The organism is Pauljensenia sp. C0170B4, assembly GCF_056590235.1.
On sequence record NZ_JBWPVS010000002.1, the window covers coordinates 140,570 to 158,166 of the forward strand.

Sequence of the window (17,597 nt, forward strand, 5' to 3'; positions counted from 1 at the left end):
TCATGGCTACTGTTTAGGCTCCGACGTGGAGACGAACGAAGTCGGTCAGAGTTGCGCCGGCTTCCTTGAGAACCTGTCCAACGGTCTTGGAGGGGTCACGAGCGTACTCCTGGTCAACCAGGCAGTTGTCCTTGAAGTATGCGTTCAGGCGGCCTTCAACGATCTTGGGAACGATGTTCTCAGGCTTGCCTTCCTGCAGCGTGATCTTCTCGAGAGTCGAGCGCTCCTGTGCCAGTACATCGGCCGGAACGTGGTCGCGGTCAAGGTACGTCGGCTGGTAGGCAGCGATGTGCATAGCAACGTCGTGTGCAATCTCGCGGCCAGCTTCGTCAGTGGAGACGAGAACGCCGACCTGCGCAGGTAGGTCAGGGCTGGTCTGGTGCAGGTACAGGGTGACCAGTTCGCCTTCGAGACGGACGATACGGCGAATCTCAAGCTTTTCGCCGATCACGGCGCCCATCGTGTTGAGCGCATCCTGCACGGTTCCTTCCTCATGGGAAGCAGCCAAAAGATCCTCGAGGGTGGCTGCGCCGGAGTTGACTGCCGATTCGAGAACCGAATGGGCGAAGTCAATGAACTTCTGGTTCTTGGCAACGAAGTCGGTCTCAGAGTTGACCTCAACCAGGATGCCGGCCTTGTCATCGACAACGGTGCCGACAAGCAGTCCAGCCGAGGCAACACGGTCTTCGCGCTTGGACAGGGACTTGAGGCCCTTGAGTCGGATGATTTCAAGAGCTTTGGCCTGGTCGCCGTCAGCTTCGGTCAGTGCCTTCTTGACGTCCATCATGCCTGCGCCGGTCTGTTCACGCAGAGCCTTGACGTCAGCAGCGGTGAAATTCGCCATTGCTGTCAGTCCTTTCGCAAAAAGTGTAGTGGTCTGCTGAAGCTCTCACTGAGCGTCAGCTGAGGTTTCTTTCTCGGATGCTTCTTCTGACGCGGGTGCGGCTTCTTCAGCCTTTTCGTCAGCCTTGTCGTCGGATGCTTCTTCAGCCTTTTCTTCGACCTTGTCGTCGGCCTTTTCTTCAGCCTTGTCCTTGGTTGCTTCTTCAGCAGGCTTGTTGCCCTCAAGCAGCTCGCGTTCCCATTCTGCCAGCGGTTCGGACTGTTCGCCCTCGGTGCTGTCGTCAGCTTCAGCATCCTTCTGGCGGCGCGAGTTGCGTGCGAGGAGGCCTTCGGCTGCTGCATCAGCAATTACGCGGGTCAGCAGGGACACGGCGCGGATCGCATCATCGTTACCGGGGATGCGGTAGTCGACCTCGTCAGGATCAGCGTTGGTGTCGAGGATGGCAACGATCGGGATGTTGAGCTTCTGAGCCTCTGCCACTGCCAGGTGCTCCTTGGTGGGATCAACGATCCACAGCGCTGACGGCAGGGAGGACATGTCGCGGATACCACCAAGGGTACGGGCAAGCTTGTCCTTTTCGCGGCTCATCATGAGCAGCTCGCGCTTGGTGTGTCCGGAGGATGCGACATCCTCGAAATCGATTTGCTCGAGTTCCTTCAGACGCTGCAGGCGCTTGGAAACGGTGGAGAAGTTCGTCAGCATACCGCCGAGCCAACGGTGGTTGACATACGGCATGCCAACACGTGAGGCCTGCTCTGCAATGGCTTCCTGGCCCTGCTTCTTCGTGCCGACGAACAAAATGTTGCCTCCATGAGCAACGGTTTCCTTCACGAAGTCGTATGCAATGTCGATGTCAGCGATTGTCTGCTGAAGGTCAATGATGTAGATGCCGTTGCGTTCCGTGAGGATGAAGCGCTTCATCTTCGGGTTCCAGCGACGGGTCTGATGGCCAAAGTGAACGCCAGATTCCAACAGCTGGCGCATGGTGACGACTGCCATGATCGTCCTTTCTGCGCAATGCGCAGGTCGGGGCACGCAGATGCGTACCGGTTCTCGGTTGTTATCGGCATTATGCCGATCCTGGTGCCATGACCGGATGCCGCCCCGTAGGGACCGTGGCATCCGCGCCCCGCCCTCGTCAATTTTCGTGTGAAAACTCGAGTGCGGAAATGACACGCGAAGTCGCCCGCTGATGCGGACGCTCCCCACATTGTAGTCCACGTGGTGGGCATCTCCGCCTTCCGGAACTGTGAAGCCCGTCCCTAAACGTCCGTTTCAGAACATGTCCACAGGTAGATGCGTCGCGTCAACGTGTCCACAGGAGCGCGGCAAGCGATTGCGTGCAAAGCACAGGTAGGTGACAGTGTCGGCATGAGAGTAAGAGGTCAAAGCGCGGGTCGGGTGCTATGCATGCTCGCAGGGGCGCTATCCGTATCGGTTGTCGTGTGGGCGGGTGCAGCGCAGCCACTGAGCGATGCGCGCGAGCCGTGGTTATGGCCCAGTGGAGATCCTGTGCCGGTCGCACGCGCTTTCGACGACCTAAAGCACAATTGGCTGCCGGGACATCGAGGGGTCGATCTGGATGTGCTGGTCGGCTCACCGGTTTACGCGCCAGCGGACGGCACAGTTGTGGTGGCAGGCGTCATTGTCGATCGGCCGGTGGTCTCTGTGTCGCACGGATCGGTGCGTTCAACGTTCGAGCCGGTTGAAGCCACGGTCACGCCCGGCGATGAGGTTCGCAAGGGTGATGTGATCGGCCATGTTGCCAGTGGCCACTCCCCCGGCGCTTTGCATTGGGGCGTGAAGTCTGGCCCCCGGACCTACCATGACCCGCTCAGATTCCTCGTTGGACCGATTGTCTTGAAGCCGTGGGAGTGACGCTAGGGGTCATGCACGCGGATGTGCCTGACGGTAGATCGCCGACAGACGCGCAGCATCGACATGCGTGTAGCGCTGCGTGGTCTGCAATGATGAGTGCCCCAGGATCTCCTGAACAACGCGCAGGTCGGCGCCGCCTTCAAGAAGATGCGTGGCGGCGCTGTGGCGCAACGCGTGCGGCGCGACGTCCCGCACACCTGCCCTGGCTGCCAGTCGATGCAGCCGAGCTCGAACAACACGCGGGTCGATACGTTTGCCGTGCTCACCCAAAAATGCGGCGTTCGTTGTCACGCGCGCATCGACGAGGGCGACGCGACCACGGTCCAACCACATATGCAGTGCCTGAGCTGCCGGATCGCCCAAGGGAACAACGCGTTCCTTGTTGCCCTTGCCGAGCACTCTCAGGCATTGCCGGTCGAATGCGAAGGACCCCAGATCCAAACCGCATAGCTCGGAGACGCGTATGCCGGTCGAATAGAGGGTTTCCACCATTGCCCAGTCACGGATATGGACCGGATCGCCGTCGCGCGCTTCCTGACGTGCATAGTCCATGAGTGCGCGCGCCGCCTGAATGTCGAGGACATGTGGTAGGCGCTGGTCACGCGAAGGTGCGGTGACGAGAAGAGCGGGGTCTGCGCTCAGATGCCCGTGATGGTGCGCCCAGCTGGTGAATCCGCGGATGGAGGCGATGCGTCGAGCCAGGGTCGCCCGACTCATCCCATCATTGGCCATGTGGGCGAGCCACTGACGAATCGAGCTGGTGGTCACTGCCTGGTCCAGTGTGGTGCCGTTTGCGATGCGCTGGTCCAGAAAATCTGCAAACTCATTCAGGTCAGTTCGATAGGCGCGCGCAGTGTTGGCTGACAGGCCACGCGAGTGCGCGAGCTCATCAATCCACACGTCGATGAGCTCCCGTACCGGTTGTGTCCTAGCATCACTCACGCGCCTATTTTACGCGGTGCGCTTCCACCGACCGTGTGTGTGCGCTGCGAGCCCTGCAAGCTCGAGAGCGCCCAATGCGCTCATCACATCCTCTATGCTCATCCCTGCCGTGACGGTTATGGCATCCACGCTGGAAGCGGCGCGCCTGGGCAGCGCTTCCCACACTCTGCGCTGGTGGCAAGGCAGGGCGTCAATGCCGTGGTCGGGTGATTGAGGCTGGTGGAAGAGCGGTTCTGTGTTTCCGATGTTCAGGTCAAGGGTGCTGACCATCTCAATAACATCTGCGCTGTCGCGGATCAGCGTGCCGCCCTCACGAATCAACCGATGGCAGCCTCGTGACATTGCTGATGTAACAGGGCCTGGAACAGCTCCGACGTGCCGTCCCAGCTCCATGGCGCGCCGCGCTGTTGCCAGCGCTCCGGATCGTTGATCGGCTTCAACGACGATGGTCGCTTGTGCCAACGCCGCGATAACGCGGTTACGCGTGAGAAAACGCCAGCGTGCAGGGCGCCACCGTGGCGGTACCTCACTCATCAGCGCACCCGCCTCATGGCTGACTATCTCGTCAAAAAGTTGACGGTGTGCTACGGGATACGGCCGTTCGAGTCCGCCAGCCATCACGGCAATAGTGGGGCCCGGAGGCGAGGCGAGTGCTCCCCTATGTGCTGCGATGTCAATGCCGAACGCGCCTCCGGACACCACGCACATACCTTTGGACGCCAGCTCGTAGCCCATGTCGGCAGCAGTCTTCTCACCAACCCGGGTGCAGGCTCGTGATCCGACAATGGCGACGGTAGGGCGATCAAGCAGGTGGCCTCGCACCCATAGGCACACCGGCCGCTCGTGTTCCAAGTCGTTCAAAGCCTCAGGCCATTTGCTATCGCTGGGAATCAGCAGCTGACCACCGACGCGTTCAATCCATTCAAGTTCCCCGGCCGGGTCGGCGACCACGGCTCGTGGATGCCAACGCTTCCAGACAGTCTCCCAATCCCGAGGAATTCCCTGCGCAGTTCGCTCAAGTGCAAGTGGCAAGCTGCCCGGCGTGTCTGCACACACCCAGGCGATCGCCTCATCATCGCCCAGAGCGAGGCGAAGCGCATGGGCGTACACGTCACCCGGTTCGATCACACTGGACCACCAGGCAGCAATATGATGCTCATCGGGCAGTAGGGGGATCGTCATAATCTTCTCCTGTTCGAAGTGAATACGCCATCGTGAAGTCATTCATGGTGGGATGGTTGTGACCTGCCAGATCAGCGATCGTCCATGCCACTCGCAGGACTTTGTCCGCGCCGCGCATTGACAGTGAGCCGCAATCCACTGCGCGCGACATTGCGCATGCGATTGCCTCGTCGGGCATGAAATCCCGCCGCAGGACGGAGCCGGGAACTTCTCGGTTGAGTCTCCAGGGTGTCCCCTCGAAGCGGCGGCGTTGTCGCTGGCGGGCCTCCTCCACACGCTCGCGAACGCATGCCGAAGTCTCCCCCGTATCCATCGCGAAGTCTCCCGCGGTAGGTCTGGACACATTCAATTGAATGTCGACACGATCAAGAAGCGGTCCAGACAGGCGCGACAAGTAGCGGCGCTGCTGCATGGAGGTACATGTGCATCGAGCATGCTTGGAGTTCCGGTTACCACAGGGGCACGGGTTGGTCGCCAAGACGAGCTGAAAAGATGCCGGGAACGTGACGGTGGCGCGCGAGCGGTGAATCGTCATCACACCGTTTTCCAACGGTTCACGTAAGGCATCCATCACTGAGGGGGCAAACTCAGCAGCTTCATCAAGAAACAGCACTCCCCCATGTGCAAGGGAGATGGCGCCTGGTCGCCCCACTGATTGTCCCCCACCCACGAGGGCCGGCATCGATGCCGAGTGGTGTGGAGCTTCGATCGGAGGCTGAGTGATCAGTCCGTGCTCTGCGCTCCACGCCTGCGCCAGACAGTGCAGCGCGGTCGTCGTGAGTGATGTGTCAGTATCCAAAGGTGGCAGGATGGTCGGCAACGCGCGCGCAAGCATGGTCTTTCCGGCTCCTGGCTCCCCTATCAACATGATGTGGTGTCCCCCTGCTGCGGCGATCTCAAGGCCTGTCCGGGCATAAGACTGACCTCGTACATCGCTCAAATCAAGTAAGGACGGACACTGCGCGCTGGAACTGTAGTGATCGCACTCGCCCTCGGAAGGATGGGAGAAGCCTACGCTTCCGCTGCGCTGGGCAATGCCGCCAACAGATTCGACTAAATCCGCCAGATGCTCGTAGCCGTGGACGGATACACCCGGCACCAGCGCCGCCTGAGCGACACTTGCTGCTGGGACCACGATATCCGTGGTACCGCCTCGTGCAGCACCTATGACAGCTGCGAGAAGGCCAGGTGGAGGCCGCAGCGACCCATCCAGACCCAGTTCGCCCAAGAAAAGCGTGTCCACCACAGCGTCGGGCGGGATCTGTCCACTGGCCAGCAGAACAGACAGTGCGATCGCCAAATCAAACCCTGATCCTGACTTGGGTAGGCCGGCCGGTGACAAGTTGACGGTGACGCGCTGGTTGGGAAGGCCCAGCCCGCAGGCACTGAGTGCGGAGCGCACACGGTCCTTGGATTCACGCAAAGACGCGTCCGGTAAACCGACCAGAGTAAATGAGACCACACCGTTCGCGACAGATGTCTCCACATTGACTATGTGACCATCCATGCCGATCAACGCAATCGTGCGGATCGAGGCCGTCTGCCCGCTCATAGCTGAATGCCCTGACACCAGGTGATATCCGCATTGCGACGCAGCCATTGAGCGCCGTGGCCGCTCTCAAGTGCGCGACTCAAGCATGCTGCCTGGCTGGGGCTGACCTCGATTGAGACCACATCAAATCTGATCGGCGCTTCCGGCCGGTTGGCCGCGCACCATGCGGCCGCTGCCTGCGCGATGCGCGTGAACTTAACGTGTGTCACGGCTTCGAGGCCACTGCCGAACCTGTCACCAATACGCGTTTTAACCTCAATAAAGGTGGTCATCCTTGTGCCGCTACGCGCAATGAGGTCAATCTCGCCGCGAGTCCCGTTTCTCCAGTTACGTGCGAGGACCTCGTATCCACACTCCTGTACGACGCGGGAAGCGCAGTCTTCTCCGGCGCGGCCCAGTGTACCTCGCCAGTCGATGCGTTCGTCGGTTGCTGTCATAGTGCAACCGTGCCAACGAGGTCGAGTCAGTGGCTATCGCGGCTTCAGTATCTGTGGATGCGATGCCTGTACACACGGCATCTGTGGAAGGATCTCTTCCGGGAAGTATCCTGTGGATAGAGCTATTTGAACAGGCTACAGGGCCTATGGGATGTCAAGCTCAGGCTTCGACAGCTCTTCGACGTTGACATCCTTATACGTAATGACCCGCACTGACTTCACGAAGCGAGAAGAGCGGTAAATGTCCCACACCCATGCATCAGTCAACGTCAGCTCGAAGAAAACGTCGCCGCCCATCGGTCGGGCCTGCACATCAACCTTGTTGCACAGATAGAAGCGTCGCTCGGTTTCCACCACGTACGAAAACAGACCGATCACGTCGCGGTATTCACGAAACAGGTCAAGTTCGAGGCTATTCTCGTAGCCTTCCAGATCATCTGCGCTCACGGTATCATCATGCCCTGTTCGTCAAATTCGTGCTGGGCTCCACGCCGGGAAGTTTCCACGAACGCCGATGCTGGTCACACGCACCCATGCGGCTCAGGGCGTCAATATGGGTGCGCGACGCGTACCCTTTATTGTGAATCCAGTCGTATCCTGGATCCTCCAGCGAGCACATCAATCTGTCTCGCTCCACCTTCGCCAGAACGGACGCAGCGGCAATGACTGCACATTCTGCATCTCCATGCACGCGCGTCATGATGGAAACGTCAGTGCCGACGGGAGAAACACCCAGAAGATCTGCAGCGAGCCAGTTATGAACACCATCAAGTAAAGTCACCCCGATAGTGGCACCATCCCCTCTCACCGCTTCAATCGCCCGCGATGCTGCCAATCTTAGAGCGCCGATGATGCCACCCTCGTCAATTTCTGCGGGGCTGGCCATGCCGACTGCCGAGGCGGCGACCCACTGGTGAATAGGGTCAACGAGCTCTTCTCGAGCGCGTGCAGAGAGCATCTTTGAGTCTGCAAGTCCAACAGGAGCAGGTCCCGATTTTTCAGTCACGAGGGCGACTCCCACGGCAACGGGACCAGCAATTGCGCCGCGTCCCACTTCGTCCACACCTAAAACGGTGGGATATGACTGCAGCAATTCGCACTCGACGTCACGTGTGGCAAAGCGGCGAAGCTGACGCATCACGAATCTTTCACGGCTGAGAAAACATCACGATCGCCTAGCCAGCTCCAGTGACCGAGGGGCCACAGCACCATCGTTGCGCGGCCGACGATCTCGTCAGTGTCAATGAATGCATTCTCGAGCGGGTCCATATGGAAACGTGAGTCAGCGGAATTCGGGCGATTGTCCCCCATCACCCACACTGATCCTTCGGGGACGGTGACGTCGAATTCCATACGCGATGCTGGTTCGCCTGCAGGAATGTACGGTTCGGTGATCTCCTGGCCATTGACGGTGAGTGCGCCGTTCGCGGTGCAGCATTGGACACGGTCTCCGCCTACTCCGATGACGCGCTTGACCAGCGTCTGTTCGCCGTTAGCTGGGAGGATGCCGATAAATTCTCCCACCGAACGCAGGATTCTCCCTGCACCTTCTGATTCTGCGCGAGGAAGCCATCCCTTTGCATCGTTGAACACGATCACGTCACCGCGCTCGATATCGCCTCGGAAGGTCGAAATTCGTGAGACGACGATGCGGTCATTTTCGACGAGCGTGGAACGCATCGAGGGCGAGGGAATCCAGAACATCTGGAAAATAAAAGCGCGAATGACGGTGGACAGGACGAGTGCGCCCACCACGATGATGGCGCACTCTTTCAACCATGAGAAACCGCTTGGCTTCTTCTGCAAAGAGTCATCCTGGTCGGAGTCGTGGTAGCGCTTTCTGTGCTGGATCGGTTGGTAGTTCACGCGTCGACTTCCTCTGAAACTGAGGCCCGGTACCGTGGAGGTACCGGGCGCTCGTGAGTCTCGTTCACTCAGTGAACTCGCGGTGCTCGCGCACACGCGCCGCCTTGCCATGACGATCACGCAGGTAGTACAGCTTCGCGCGGCGCACATTACCGCGGGAAGTGACCTCAATGTGGTCAATGGTAGGCGTGTGGATCGGGAAGGTACGCTCAACGCCGACACCGAATGAGATCTTTCGGACGGTGAACGTCTCGGACACGCCGTGACCACGGCGTGCAATAACGATCCCCTGGAAGACCTGAATACGGCTACGGTTACCTTCAACGACTCGTACGTGAACCTTCACCGAGTCTCCAGCACGGAAAACCGGAATGTTATCGCGCAATGACGGTGCATCAACAGCATCCAGTTTCTGCATTTTTACTCCTCAACGTTTCTGCCGCAGGTCAGTCCCGTTTATACGGCGGATCTTGGTCCGCAATTCTTGAGCAGATCGTGCTTTCTGGCGCTCCCCCCGCGGCAGGCTACGCCCAGCTGATCTGACGTTCTAGTGTGCCACAAGAATCGGGTGCTTCCCAAGTCCTGTGAGCTATTCGTGGCGTGATCGCGGCGTGATGTTACGCACGAATACGTCATCGATATTGGCTTTCTCCCCCACCATGAACGTGCGCCTGCCGGCCACTGAGAAACCATGACGCTTGTAGAACGTCTGAGCGCGTTTATTGGCGATCGAGGTTCCCAGGGCAATCTGTGAGTTGCGCCCCTGAGCTTCCACATCTGCGACCGCACGCTCGATCATCGCTCCGGCCACACCTGACCCCTGCCAGAATTCTCTCACGTAGCATTTGGACAGATATGCCGCCCCTAGCTCAAGCTTCCCAGGCCGCACCATCTGGGTAGGCATTCCGTCGGGCCCGGACAGAATAGTCAGGGTGTAGCCGATCAGCTCCGATGAAGCACCGCGCAACTGCGCGACCAGGATCCGGTAGACGGACGGGGACGCGAGCATGCGTTCAAATTCGCTGGGAGACAGGCTTTCCTCAATGAAGGCTGCAATATCGTCCTGACTGACGTAGTCCGGACATGCCAGTGGGAACGTGTTGGCTGCAAGCTCAGAAAGAGCCTCTGCTTCCCCTTCACGCGCCAGCCGTATCATGACATCGCGTCGCTTGGGGGTGATGATCGTGCCGGCACCGGCCAGCACTTCCTTGTCGCGGGTTGACAGGCATTGTGCATCGAGCCGATCAATGAGGTCGGGCCGACGGTGAGCAGTTCTGACCAGTGATCGATCACGGCGCCACCGGTCAATGTCGGCGTGGTTGCCGCTGGTGAGCACGTCGGGCACGTCAATGCCGCGCCACGATCTGGGCCTGGTATACACGGGATATTCGATCAGGCCATCGGGCCCATAGGATTCTTCGTCAAGAGATTCAGGATTGCCGAGGACACCCTCGAGCAGTCGTGACACGGATTCGACAAGGACGAGTGCTGCGGCCTCGCCGCCATTGAGGATGTAGTCGCCGATGGAGTATTCGAGGACTTCCACTTCCTGCTCGCGATAGAAGTCGGCAACGCGTTGATCGATACCTTCATATCGTCCGCAGGCAAGGATGATCTGGTCGACTTCCGCTAGTTTTTCCACACGGCGCTGATCCAGCGGCGTGCCGGACGGGGTCGGAATCGCGAGGACTCTTCGGGCGGAGTCAGAGTGGGAATCATCCAGGTCGACGCTCAGAACCTGGTCGATGCCGCGGCCCCACACGTCGGGCCGCATCACCATTCCTGCTCCCCCGCCGTACGGCGCGTCATCGACAGTGCGATGACGATCCGTTGTCCATTGACGCAGATCATGGGTGTGAATGTCGAGTAGATCCGCGTCCTGGGCCTTGCCCAGAAGGGACAGGTCCAAGACGTCAAAGTAGTGCGGGAAGATGGTGAGCAGATCAATTCGCACGCCGCTATTCTCCGTCCATGTCGTAGTTATCGTCGAACAGACCCGGGATCGGATCAATCGTCATGGTTCCCTCGTCCACGTTGACTTCCGGTACCAGGGCGCTGACAAATGGCACCAGTACTTCCCGGCCATCGGCATCGACAATGATAAGATCCTGCGCAGCTCCGGGCTGCATACCGGTGACTGTTCCCAGGTGTTCGCCCAGCAAAGTGACGGCTTCCAGTCCGGTGAGCTGGTGGGGATACCACGCGTCATCCTCATCGAGGGCATCCACCATTAATTCCGTGCCGCGCAGGTCCTCAGCCTGTTCGCGGGTGGAAATTTCTTCGAAGCCCGCCAGGACGCGGTCTTTGTGTGCACGCAAAGACCGCATCGTCAAAGTGCTGTATTCGCTGTGAGAGGTGTGCACAGTGGTGCCGGGAGCCAGCGCCTGGGGCCGGTCCGTCGTGACTGTCACGTACACTTCGCCCTTCAGGCCGTGGGCCGTCCCCACCACTGCCGCTCTGAGCTGCATCTTTGCTCCTCACGGTGTTGTGGGGTCCGGCTCATGTTGAGCGGACCCCACACCTATGCCATATACAGCCTTGGCGCTGTTACTCCTGGTCAGTATCAATCACGTCAACCCTGACGAAGCCGCGAGTCGACAGGCCGTTCATTACGGCGCGCAGTGCGCGTGCGGTGCGACCCGACCGGCCGATCACGCGACCCAGATCATCCGGGTTAACCCGAACTTCCAGCAGCTGCCCGCGCCGGATCGACCGCCGCGTGACACGCACATCGTCAGGATTGTCAACAATTCCGCTGACAAGGTGTTCCAAGGCATCGGCCAGCATTACTCAGCGTCCTTTTCCTCAGCTGGAGCCTCGGCTGCCTCGGCAGCCGGTTCTTCTGCGGATTCTTCGGCTGGGGCGTCGGTTTCAGCTTCGGCTGCCTCGGCTGCTTCAGCCTCAGCCTGAGCCTTGGCTTCAGCCTCGGCCTTTTCCTTTTCAGCTGCAACCTTGGCCTTACGCTTTTCAGCATCTTCCTCAGCGGCCTTAATGGCCTTTTCGGCTTCTGCTGACTGATCGGTCTCAGCGACCTTGACGCGCGAGACGGCGTCCTTCTTGCCGTTGAACTTGGCAATGTCACCGGTCAGCACGAGCAGGTTACGCACCGTGTTCGAGGGCTGCGCACCCACTGAAAGCCAGTACTGCGCGCGCTCGGAGTCGATCTTAATGATGGAGGGGTCGCGGGTCGGATCATAGATGCCGACCTCTTCAATGACCTGACCATCGCGCTTCTTACGCTGGTCAACGACAACGACGCGGTAGAAGGGCGCATGGATCCTACCAATGCGCTTCAAACGAATACGAACTGCCACTTGTGTGGTCACTCCTGTTTCTAACTCGGGTTGGATCGCACATGGTATCGGTGGGAAACACGATGTCACGATAGATCCTGGACACAGTCTCGAGTGGTGAGAGGGACCAACCCTCGACCGGGTACAGCACTCCATTGTGCCACGCATCGGTCTCAATTCCCAGATCTTGTTCCTCTCATCCTCTGTTTCCTGGCGTGTGATCGATCACGACGAGGGCTCACGAGAAGTGGAAATTCAGTGGGCGAAACACCACAATAGCCTTATGAGCACACATGGTGACGTCACGAATGATGATGAGCGCATTGCTCACGACCTGGCGATCCTGGCGGGGGCTGCAGCGCGCGCCGTGGCCAGCTATCTGCGGCGCGCTGTCAGCCACGTTGAATCCGTTGACTTCAAAGCTGACCACCACGATCCGGTCACTGTACATGACAAGCGCGTGGAATCTGCGCTGCATGTTCTCCTGGGCTATTTTGTTCCGGGCTCACGCGTACTGGGTGAGGAAACTGGTGAACGCACCCTGCCCCGAAAATTCGACGGGCCGACCGAGGAGTTCACCGAGCACTTCGAATTTCCCACATCCCCCCTGGTTCAGGGTGCCAGGCGCCGCTGTATGTCGCTGGCTGAGCGCGTCAGGTGGATCGTCGACCCCATCGACGGGACGGCGAATTTCGCAGCCGGAATGCCTTATTTCAACACGTCAATCGCTGCTGAGCTGGACGGCGCAGTCGTTGCTGGCGCAATCAATGCTCCGATCATGGATCACCTGTTCCTCGCTGATCTCACTCATGCGTGGCTGCGCACTGACGGGGAAGACATCGACATTCACGCCCAGGGTCCCACGAGCGAGCGAGACGCGGTCGTGCTGTCATATCACCCGTCACTGCATTCATTCATTGACGATCCTGCCGGTTCAGCTGAAGAATACGCTCGCCTGGCGTCAACGTATCAGGCTGTTCGTCGGCCAGGTGCCGCAGCCCTCGACCTGGCGATGGTCGCGTCTGGAAGGGCTGGTGCAATGCTGGCCGGGACGATGAAGCCGTGGGATGTGGCAGCCGGTATCCACATGGTCAAAGTGGCAGGCGGGAACGTCGTGAATGCCCCGATGGGCACTGATCTTCCCGACGGAGTGCGTCCAGGCGTGGCAGCGTGGGTCGGCTCGATGGAGGCCCCCGTCCTCCAGGAGCTTCTTCACCAGGCTGACAGCCGGCGCTCAGGCGACGCGCGTCCCGCCCAAGATGACGGCGACCGGTCGTGACAGTTCGGTAATGTCTGCACGAGGATCGGCCTCGTAGACCACGCAGTCAGCTGGCGCACCATCGTACAGACTGGGATAGCCGAGGGCGTCGCGAGCCTGCCAGGTCGCGATGTCGAGAATCTTGGCTGGCGGCAAGCCTGCCGCGTGCCATCGGGCAAGTTCTGCTGGAAGGGATCCGTGATCCTGGTAGCCGCCGGCATCTGTTCCGGGAAGCAGGTGGACTCCTGAATCGAAGAGGCGCTCATAATGGTCGTGTCGTCCCTCGTAAAGCGTGCGCATGGTCTGCGCGTAGCGCGCGAACTTGCCGTCGGCAGCCTGCGCGAAGGATTCGAAGAGTTCGATTTGGCAGAGCGTGGGTGTGATGACAACACCTTGCCGTCTGGCCTCACTGAGCTGATCATCGTCCATACCGGAACCGTGTTCGATTCCGTCGACGCCGGCTGCCAGCAGATCGTCGATTGCTGCGTGAGAAAACGTGTGAACGGTCAGGCGCGCGCCAGATTCGTGCGCGGCGGCAACTGCGTCACGCAGGACCTCACCTGGCCACAGGGGGCGCAGATCCGATTCTGATCCTTCACTGCGGTCGATCCAGTCCCCCACGATTTTGACCCATCCATCCGAGCGGGCCGCTTCCTGTGCGACCGCTTCAGGCAGTTGCGAGGGCGTGGCCAGTTCGCGCGAAATGCCACGAATGTAGCGTTTAGGGCGTGACAGGTGTGTGCCGCAGCGGATCAAGTGCGGCAATGTGGGATCGTGTTGAATATGCGACGTATCGACAGGACTGCCGCAGTCACGCATGAGCAGAACTCCGCTGTCACGGTCTGCTTGAGCCTGCTGATTCTGTGTTTCCTGATCGACAGGACCGTGAGGACCCAGGCCAATGTGACAATGCACGTCAACGAGGCCGGGAATGATCCACCCGATCAGTTCCTCTTCATCCGCGGCCGGAGGCTGTGCGGCCGTGGAGATTCTGCCGTCACAAATCGACCAGGAGCCTTGCGTCCATGCGGCGGGCTGCGACCCGTCTGAGGAGGGACGCCACAGAGCTGTTCCTGTCAGGCGCATGATATCCGTCAGAATCCGTTGAGCATGCGCTGAATATCCTCGGGCAGTTGGTCCATAGAGGGGCGCTGGGCAGCGCCCTGGCCCTGACCAATGCCGAATGCGCTACCCGACGAGGACGCATTGTTCCTGCGTTCACTGGCTGGAAGCATTGCTTCGAGTTCCTGCTGGCGACGCTTGGCTGGGTTTCCTGAACGCGCCTTCTTCTTCACGCGCGCACGCTGAGCCTTGGCACGGCGTGCATCTTCACGCTGTTTGGCGCGGCCACCATGTCCCGGCATATTCCCCATTCCGGGGAAGCCGCCGGCAGCGCCCATCTGACCCATCATCTCGCGGGCTGCTTCGAAGCGCTTGACCAGTGCGTTGACTTCCGTCACCGTGGTACCTGAACCGCGGGCAATACGAGCACGGCGCGATCCGTTGAGAATCTTGACGTCGTTGCGTTCGGCGGGCGTCATGGAACGGACGATTGCTTCGACACGGTTGACTTCTGACTCATCGAAGTTGGCGAGCTGGTCCTTCATCTGCGCCATTCCCGGAATCATTCCCAGAACCTTGCGCATGGATCCGAGTTTGCGGACCTGCTGGAGCTGGTTCAGGAAGTCTTCGAGGGTGAGCTGGCCACTCATGGCCTTCTCAGCGACCTTCTCGGCTTCCTCCTGATCCATCTTCTTTTCGGCCTGCTCGATCAGGGTCAGAACGTCACCCATATCAAGAATTCGGCCGGCCATGCGGTCTGCGTGGAATCGTTCAAAATCGTCAAGGCCTTCGCCCGTTGAGGCAAAGAGGATCGGCGCACCGGTCACGCCGCGTACGGACAGCGCAGCGCCGCCTCGGGCATCGCCGTCAAGTTTCGACAAGACGACACCGGTAAAGCCGACCCCATCCCTGAACGCGGTCGATGTCTGCACGGCATCCTGGCCAACCATTGCGTCCAGGACGAACATGATTTCGTGCGGATTGACGGCGTCACGAATCGCGATTGCCTGATCCATCATTTCCCGGTCAACACCGAGGCGCCCAGCGGTATCGACGATTGCCACGTCGAAACCATTGTTGATGGCGTAGTTGACGCCGGTTCGCGCCACGTAGACAGGATCACCGACTCCGTTCCCCGGCTCCGGTGCCCACACCTTGACTCCGGCACGCTCGCCCAGAACTTGCAGCTGCTGGACGGCATTTGGGCGCTGAAGGTCCGATGCAATCAGCATGACCTTCTTGCCTTCTTCCGTCAGCCACTTGCCGAGCTTGCCGGCAAGGGTTGTCTTACCGGCACCCTGAAGGCCGGCCAGCATGAACACGGTCGGCCCCCGGTCAGCGAAGTGGAGTTCACGCGTTTCGCCGCCGAGGGTTTCGACCAGCTGGTCGCGCACGATACGCACAACCTGCTGACTGGGGTTCAGACCCTGTGAGCGGGTCGCTCCGTAAGCGCGTTCACGCACCGCGGCGGTAAATTCGCGGACGACAGGAAGGGCAACGTCAGCGTCAATCAGGGCGCGTCGGATCTGACTGACTGTTTCATCAACGTCAGATTCGCTGAGAATACCGTGCCCGCGAAGTTGTTTGAACGACTCAGTGAGACGATCTGACAGGTTGGAGAACACTGGATCCCTTCCTTCTCCGATGTGGACGCAATGGTCTTACACTAGCGCACCCACGGCGCCGTGTGCTTACGTGGCAGGCTGTCCCACAATTGCCTGAATGAATGACTCGGCATCGAAGGGCGCCAGATCGTCGACGCCCTCTCCCAGCCCCACCAGCTTGACAGGAACTCCGAGTTCCCTTTGGACCGACACCACGATTCCGCCCTTTGCGGTGCCATCCAGCTTCGTCAGGACGATTCCTGTCACTCCAGCCACTTCTGCGAAAATTTCCGCCTGGCGCATACCGTTTTGGCCGGTCGTCGCATCGAGGACCAGGAGGACCTCGTCAACGGGACTGACACGTTCCATGACGCGCTTGACTTTCCCGAGCTCATCCATCAGACCTGACTTGTTTTGCAGTCGACCCGCCGTGTCCACAATCACGACGTCAACGCCGTCGTCGACACCGCGGTGTACGGCATCAAAAGCGACGGATGCGGGATCGGCGCCTTCACGGTCGGATCGGACCACGTCAACCCCCACGCGGTTGCCCCACGTCTCCAGCTGGTCAGCCGCTGCGGCGCGGAATGTATCAGCAGCACCGAGCAGGACTGTCTTGTCCTGTGCAACAAGCAACCGGGCCAGTTTGCCAATCGTCGTCGTCTTACCTGTTCCATTGACGCCGATCACCAGCACAGACGCACTGACCTTGGTGCCGTTTTCATCAATGTGCGGCTCGCAATGCAGGGAACGATCCATAGTCGGGTCGACCAGTGCCAGAAGCTCTTCGCGTACAATCGTGCGGGCTGACTCGGCATCTGAATGTCCCTCAACCTTGACGCGGGTGCGCAGCCGCTCCATGAGTTCTTCGGTGGCCGGCAATCCCAGGTCGGCCATCAGAAGTGAATCTTCGATCTCTTCCCAGTCTGCCGCGTTGAGCTGCGCGCGCGAGAGAACTGAAAGGAGCGCATGTCCGATAGCGCCAGACTGCGCGAGGCGTCCGCGCAGACGTTGCATGCGGGAGGGAACGGATTCAGGGGTTTCGGTACGCGGTTGCGTCTCAACGTCAGGAGCCGCAGTGGTCTGACCGCTCTCAATAGTGGGTGTGCGGCGTTCTTCAAGTTCGGGGCTGGACTGTCGTCCTCGTACGCCCCACCAGATTCCCACGCCCACAAGGGCAACGAGAACCAACAGGCATACCAGACCGATCGGACTTGTCACAAAATCGGTGAAAGTGTTCATAGTCCTATCATGGCCTATTTAATGCGTGAGTTGCATTTTACGCACGCGTCCGCGCCGCGATGCAGCCTCCATGCGTGTGGCCGCCTCTTCGACACGTACTGCTGCATCCTCGAGGCGTTCATATCCAGGCAGGTCGGTCGCATCGACATACGCCGAGCCGTCTCGCCCATTGCTCCGGAGCATCGTGTCCAGGCTGACAAGCTGAGGATCGATATCCGCGTCCTCATCTGTTCGCGCCGGGTCAGCCCAGCGTTTCGACTGGTCTTTCCAAAGAGACTGCCATGATTGGGCGCCTCGGCGTGACAAGGCCAGGCTTGCCAGGACGCCTCCTGCCAGAGCCACAACAACCAACGTTGTCAGCACGATGACCACAAGAGAACCAAACATGTCTTCATTGTCATGTGTGACGCCAGCGAGAGCCACAGTAAACGCCGCAC

The 17,597-nt window shown here is 59.8% G+C and carries 20 protein-coding genes; 2 read left to right on the top strand and 18 right to left on the bottom strand.

Features of this window, described 5'->3' with window-relative positions; translation table 11 throughout:
- Window positions 1-13: 13 nt before the first annotated feature.
- Together tsf and rpsB are read right to left on the bottom strand one after the other, a co-directional pair.
- Complete coding sequence (gene tsf / locus AC1EJ1_RS03125) at window positions 14-844, bottom strand: translation elongation factor Ts (protein ID WP_058236722.1); 831 nt, start codon at window positions 842-844, stop codon at window positions 14-16.
- Between the two features lie 45 nt (window positions 845-889).
- Window positions 890-1,843, bottom strand: a complete 954-nt coding sequence (rpsB, locus tag AC1EJ1_RS03130; protein ID WP_480295313.1) for a 30S ribosomal protein S2 — start codon at window positions 1,841-1,843, stop codon at window positions 890-892.
- 372 nt (window positions 1,844-2,215) lie between these two features.
- Here rpsB and AC1EJ1_RS03135 point away from each other — a divergent pair, with 372 nt between their 5' ends.
- The gene (locus AC1EJ1_RS03135) at window positions 2,216-2,722 is read left to right on the top strand and encodes a M23 family metallopeptidase (RefSeq protein ID WP_480295314.1); all 507 of its coding nucleotides are present in this window, start codon (window positions 2,216-2,218) and stop codon (window positions 2,720-2,722) included.
- 9 nt (window positions 2,723-2,731) lie between these two features.
- Here AC1EJ1_RS03135 and AC1EJ1_RS03140 read toward each other — a convergent pair whose 3' ends face one another.
- From AC1EJ1_RS03140 to rpsP, 12 genes are all read right to left on the bottom strand, one after another.
- Window positions 2,732-3,664, bottom strand: coding sequence for a tyrosine recombinase XerC (locus tag AC1EJ1_RS03140; protein WP_058236720.1), 933 nt, complete (start codon window positions 3,662-3,664; stop codon window positions 2,732-2,734).
- A gap of 9 nt (window positions 3,665-3,673) precedes the next feature.
- Complete coding sequence (gene dprA / locus AC1EJ1_RS03145) at window positions 3,674-4,846, bottom strand: DNA-processing protein DprA (protein WP_480295315.1); 1,173 nt, start codon at window positions 4,844-4,846, stop codon at window positions 3,674-3,676.
- Window positions 4,821-6,398 carry a YifB family Mg chelatase-like AAA ATPase gene (locus tag AC1EJ1_RS03150; protein ID WP_058236718.1) on the bottom strand — a complete coding sequence of 526 codons (1,578 nt, stop codon included), beginning with the start codon at window positions 6,396-6,398 and terminating at the stop codon, window positions 4,821-4,823. The genes dprA and AC1EJ1_RS03150 overlap by 26 nt, the downstream gene beginning before the upstream one ends.
- Window positions 6,395-6,835 (bottom strand): YraN family protein, encoded by a 441-nt coding sequence (locus AC1EJ1_RS03155; RefSeq protein WP_480295316.1) that lies wholly within the window; start codon window positions 6,833-6,835, stop codon window positions 6,395-6,397. Before AC1EJ1_RS03155 ends, AC1EJ1_RS03150 begins: the two co-directional genes overlap by 4 nt.
- 144 nt (window positions 6,836-6,979) lie before the next feature.
- Window positions 6,980-7,282 (bottom strand): DUF2469 domain-containing protein, encoded by a 303-nt coding sequence (locus tag AC1EJ1_RS03160; RefSeq protein ID WP_058236717.1) that lies wholly within the window; start codon window positions 7,280-7,282, stop codon window positions 6,980-6,982.
- 7 nt (window positions 7,283-7,289) lie between these two features.
- Window positions 7,290-7,973 carry a ribonuclease HII gene (locus AC1EJ1_RS03165; protein ID WP_058236716.1) on the bottom strand — a complete coding sequence of 228 codons (684 nt, stop codon included), beginning with the start codon at window positions 7,971-7,973 and terminating at the stop codon, window positions 7,290-7,292.
- Window positions 7,973-8,701 (bottom strand): signal peptidase I, encoded by a 729-nt coding sequence (lepB, locus tag AC1EJ1_RS03170; protein WP_227469358.1) that lies wholly within the window; start codon window positions 8,699-8,701, stop codon window positions 7,973-7,975. The genes AC1EJ1_RS03165 and lepB overlap by 1 nt, the downstream gene beginning before the upstream one ends.
- Before the next feature lie 64 nt (window positions 8,702-8,765).
- Entirely contained in the window at window positions 8,766-9,119 is a 354-nt protein-coding gene (rplS, locus tag AC1EJ1_RS03175) for a 50S ribosomal protein L19 (RefSeq protein ID WP_058236715.1), read from the bottom strand.
- Between the two features lie 171 nt (window positions 9,120-9,290).
- Window positions 9,291-10,655, bottom strand: a complete 1,365-nt coding sequence (trmD, locus tag AC1EJ1_RS03180; protein WP_092648591.1) for a tRNA (guanosine(37)-N1)-methyltransferase TrmD — start codon at window positions 10,653-10,655, stop codon at window positions 9,291-9,293.
- A gap of 4 nt (window positions 10,656-10,659) precedes the next feature.
- A complete protein-coding gene (gene rimM / locus AC1EJ1_RS03185) occupies window positions 10,660-11,169 on the bottom strand; it encodes a ribosome maturation factor RimM (protein WP_058236713.1) in 510 nt (169 codons plus the stop codon).
- Window positions 11,170-11,248: 79 nt separating this feature from the next.
- Window positions 11,249-11,488, bottom strand: coding sequence for an RNA-binding protein (locus AC1EJ1_RS03190; protein ID WP_480295317.1), 240 nt, complete (start codon window positions 11,486-11,488; stop codon window positions 11,249-11,251).
- A complete protein-coding gene (gene rpsP, locus AC1EJ1_RS03195) occupies window positions 11,488-12,015 on the bottom strand; it encodes a 30S ribosomal protein S16 (RefSeq protein WP_070727214.1) in 528 nt (175 codons plus the stop codon). Before rpsP ends, AC1EJ1_RS03190 begins: the two co-directional genes overlap by 1 nt.
- A 262-nt stretch (window positions 12,016-12,277) precedes the next feature.
- Here rpsP and AC1EJ1_RS03200 point away from each other — a divergent pair, with 262 nt between their 5' ends.
- Window positions 12,278-13,273: an inositol monophosphatase family protein gene (locus tag AC1EJ1_RS03200; RefSeq protein ID WP_480295318.1), complete on the top strand. Its 996-nt coding sequence runs from the start codon at window positions 12,278-12,280 to the stop codon at window positions 13,271-13,273.
- Here the strand turns inward: AC1EJ1_RS03200 and AC1EJ1_RS03205 are convergent.
- From AC1EJ1_RS03205 to AC1EJ1_RS03220, 4 genes are all read right to left on the bottom strand, one after another.
- The gene (locus AC1EJ1_RS03205; protein ID WP_480295319.1) at window positions 13,229-14,338 is read right to left on the bottom strand and encodes an amidohydrolase family protein; all 1,110 of its coding nucleotides are present in this window, start codon (window positions 14,336-14,338) and stop codon (window positions 13,229-13,231) included. The genes AC1EJ1_RS03200 and AC1EJ1_RS03205 overlap by 45 nt on opposite strands.
- Window positions 14,339-14,346: 8 nt before the next feature.
- A complete protein-coding gene (ffh, locus tag AC1EJ1_RS03210; protein ID WP_058236708.1) occupies window positions 14,347-15,939 on the bottom strand; it encodes a signal recognition particle protein in 1,593 nt (530 codons plus the stop codon).
- A gap of 66 nt (window positions 15,940-16,005) precedes the next feature.
- Window positions 16,006-17,160, bottom strand: a complete 1,155-nt coding sequence (gene ftsY, locus AC1EJ1_RS03215) for a signal recognition particle-docking protein FtsY (protein ID WP_058236707.1) — start codon at window positions 17,158-17,160, stop codon at window positions 16,006-16,008.
- Window positions 17,161-17,178: 18 nt separating this feature from the next.
- Window positions 17,179-17,547, bottom strand: a complete 369-nt coding sequence (locus AC1EJ1_RS03220; protein WP_070727205.1) for a hypothetical protein — start codon at window positions 17,545-17,547, stop codon at window positions 17,179-17,181.
- Window positions 17,548-17,597: the final 50 nt, after the last annotated feature.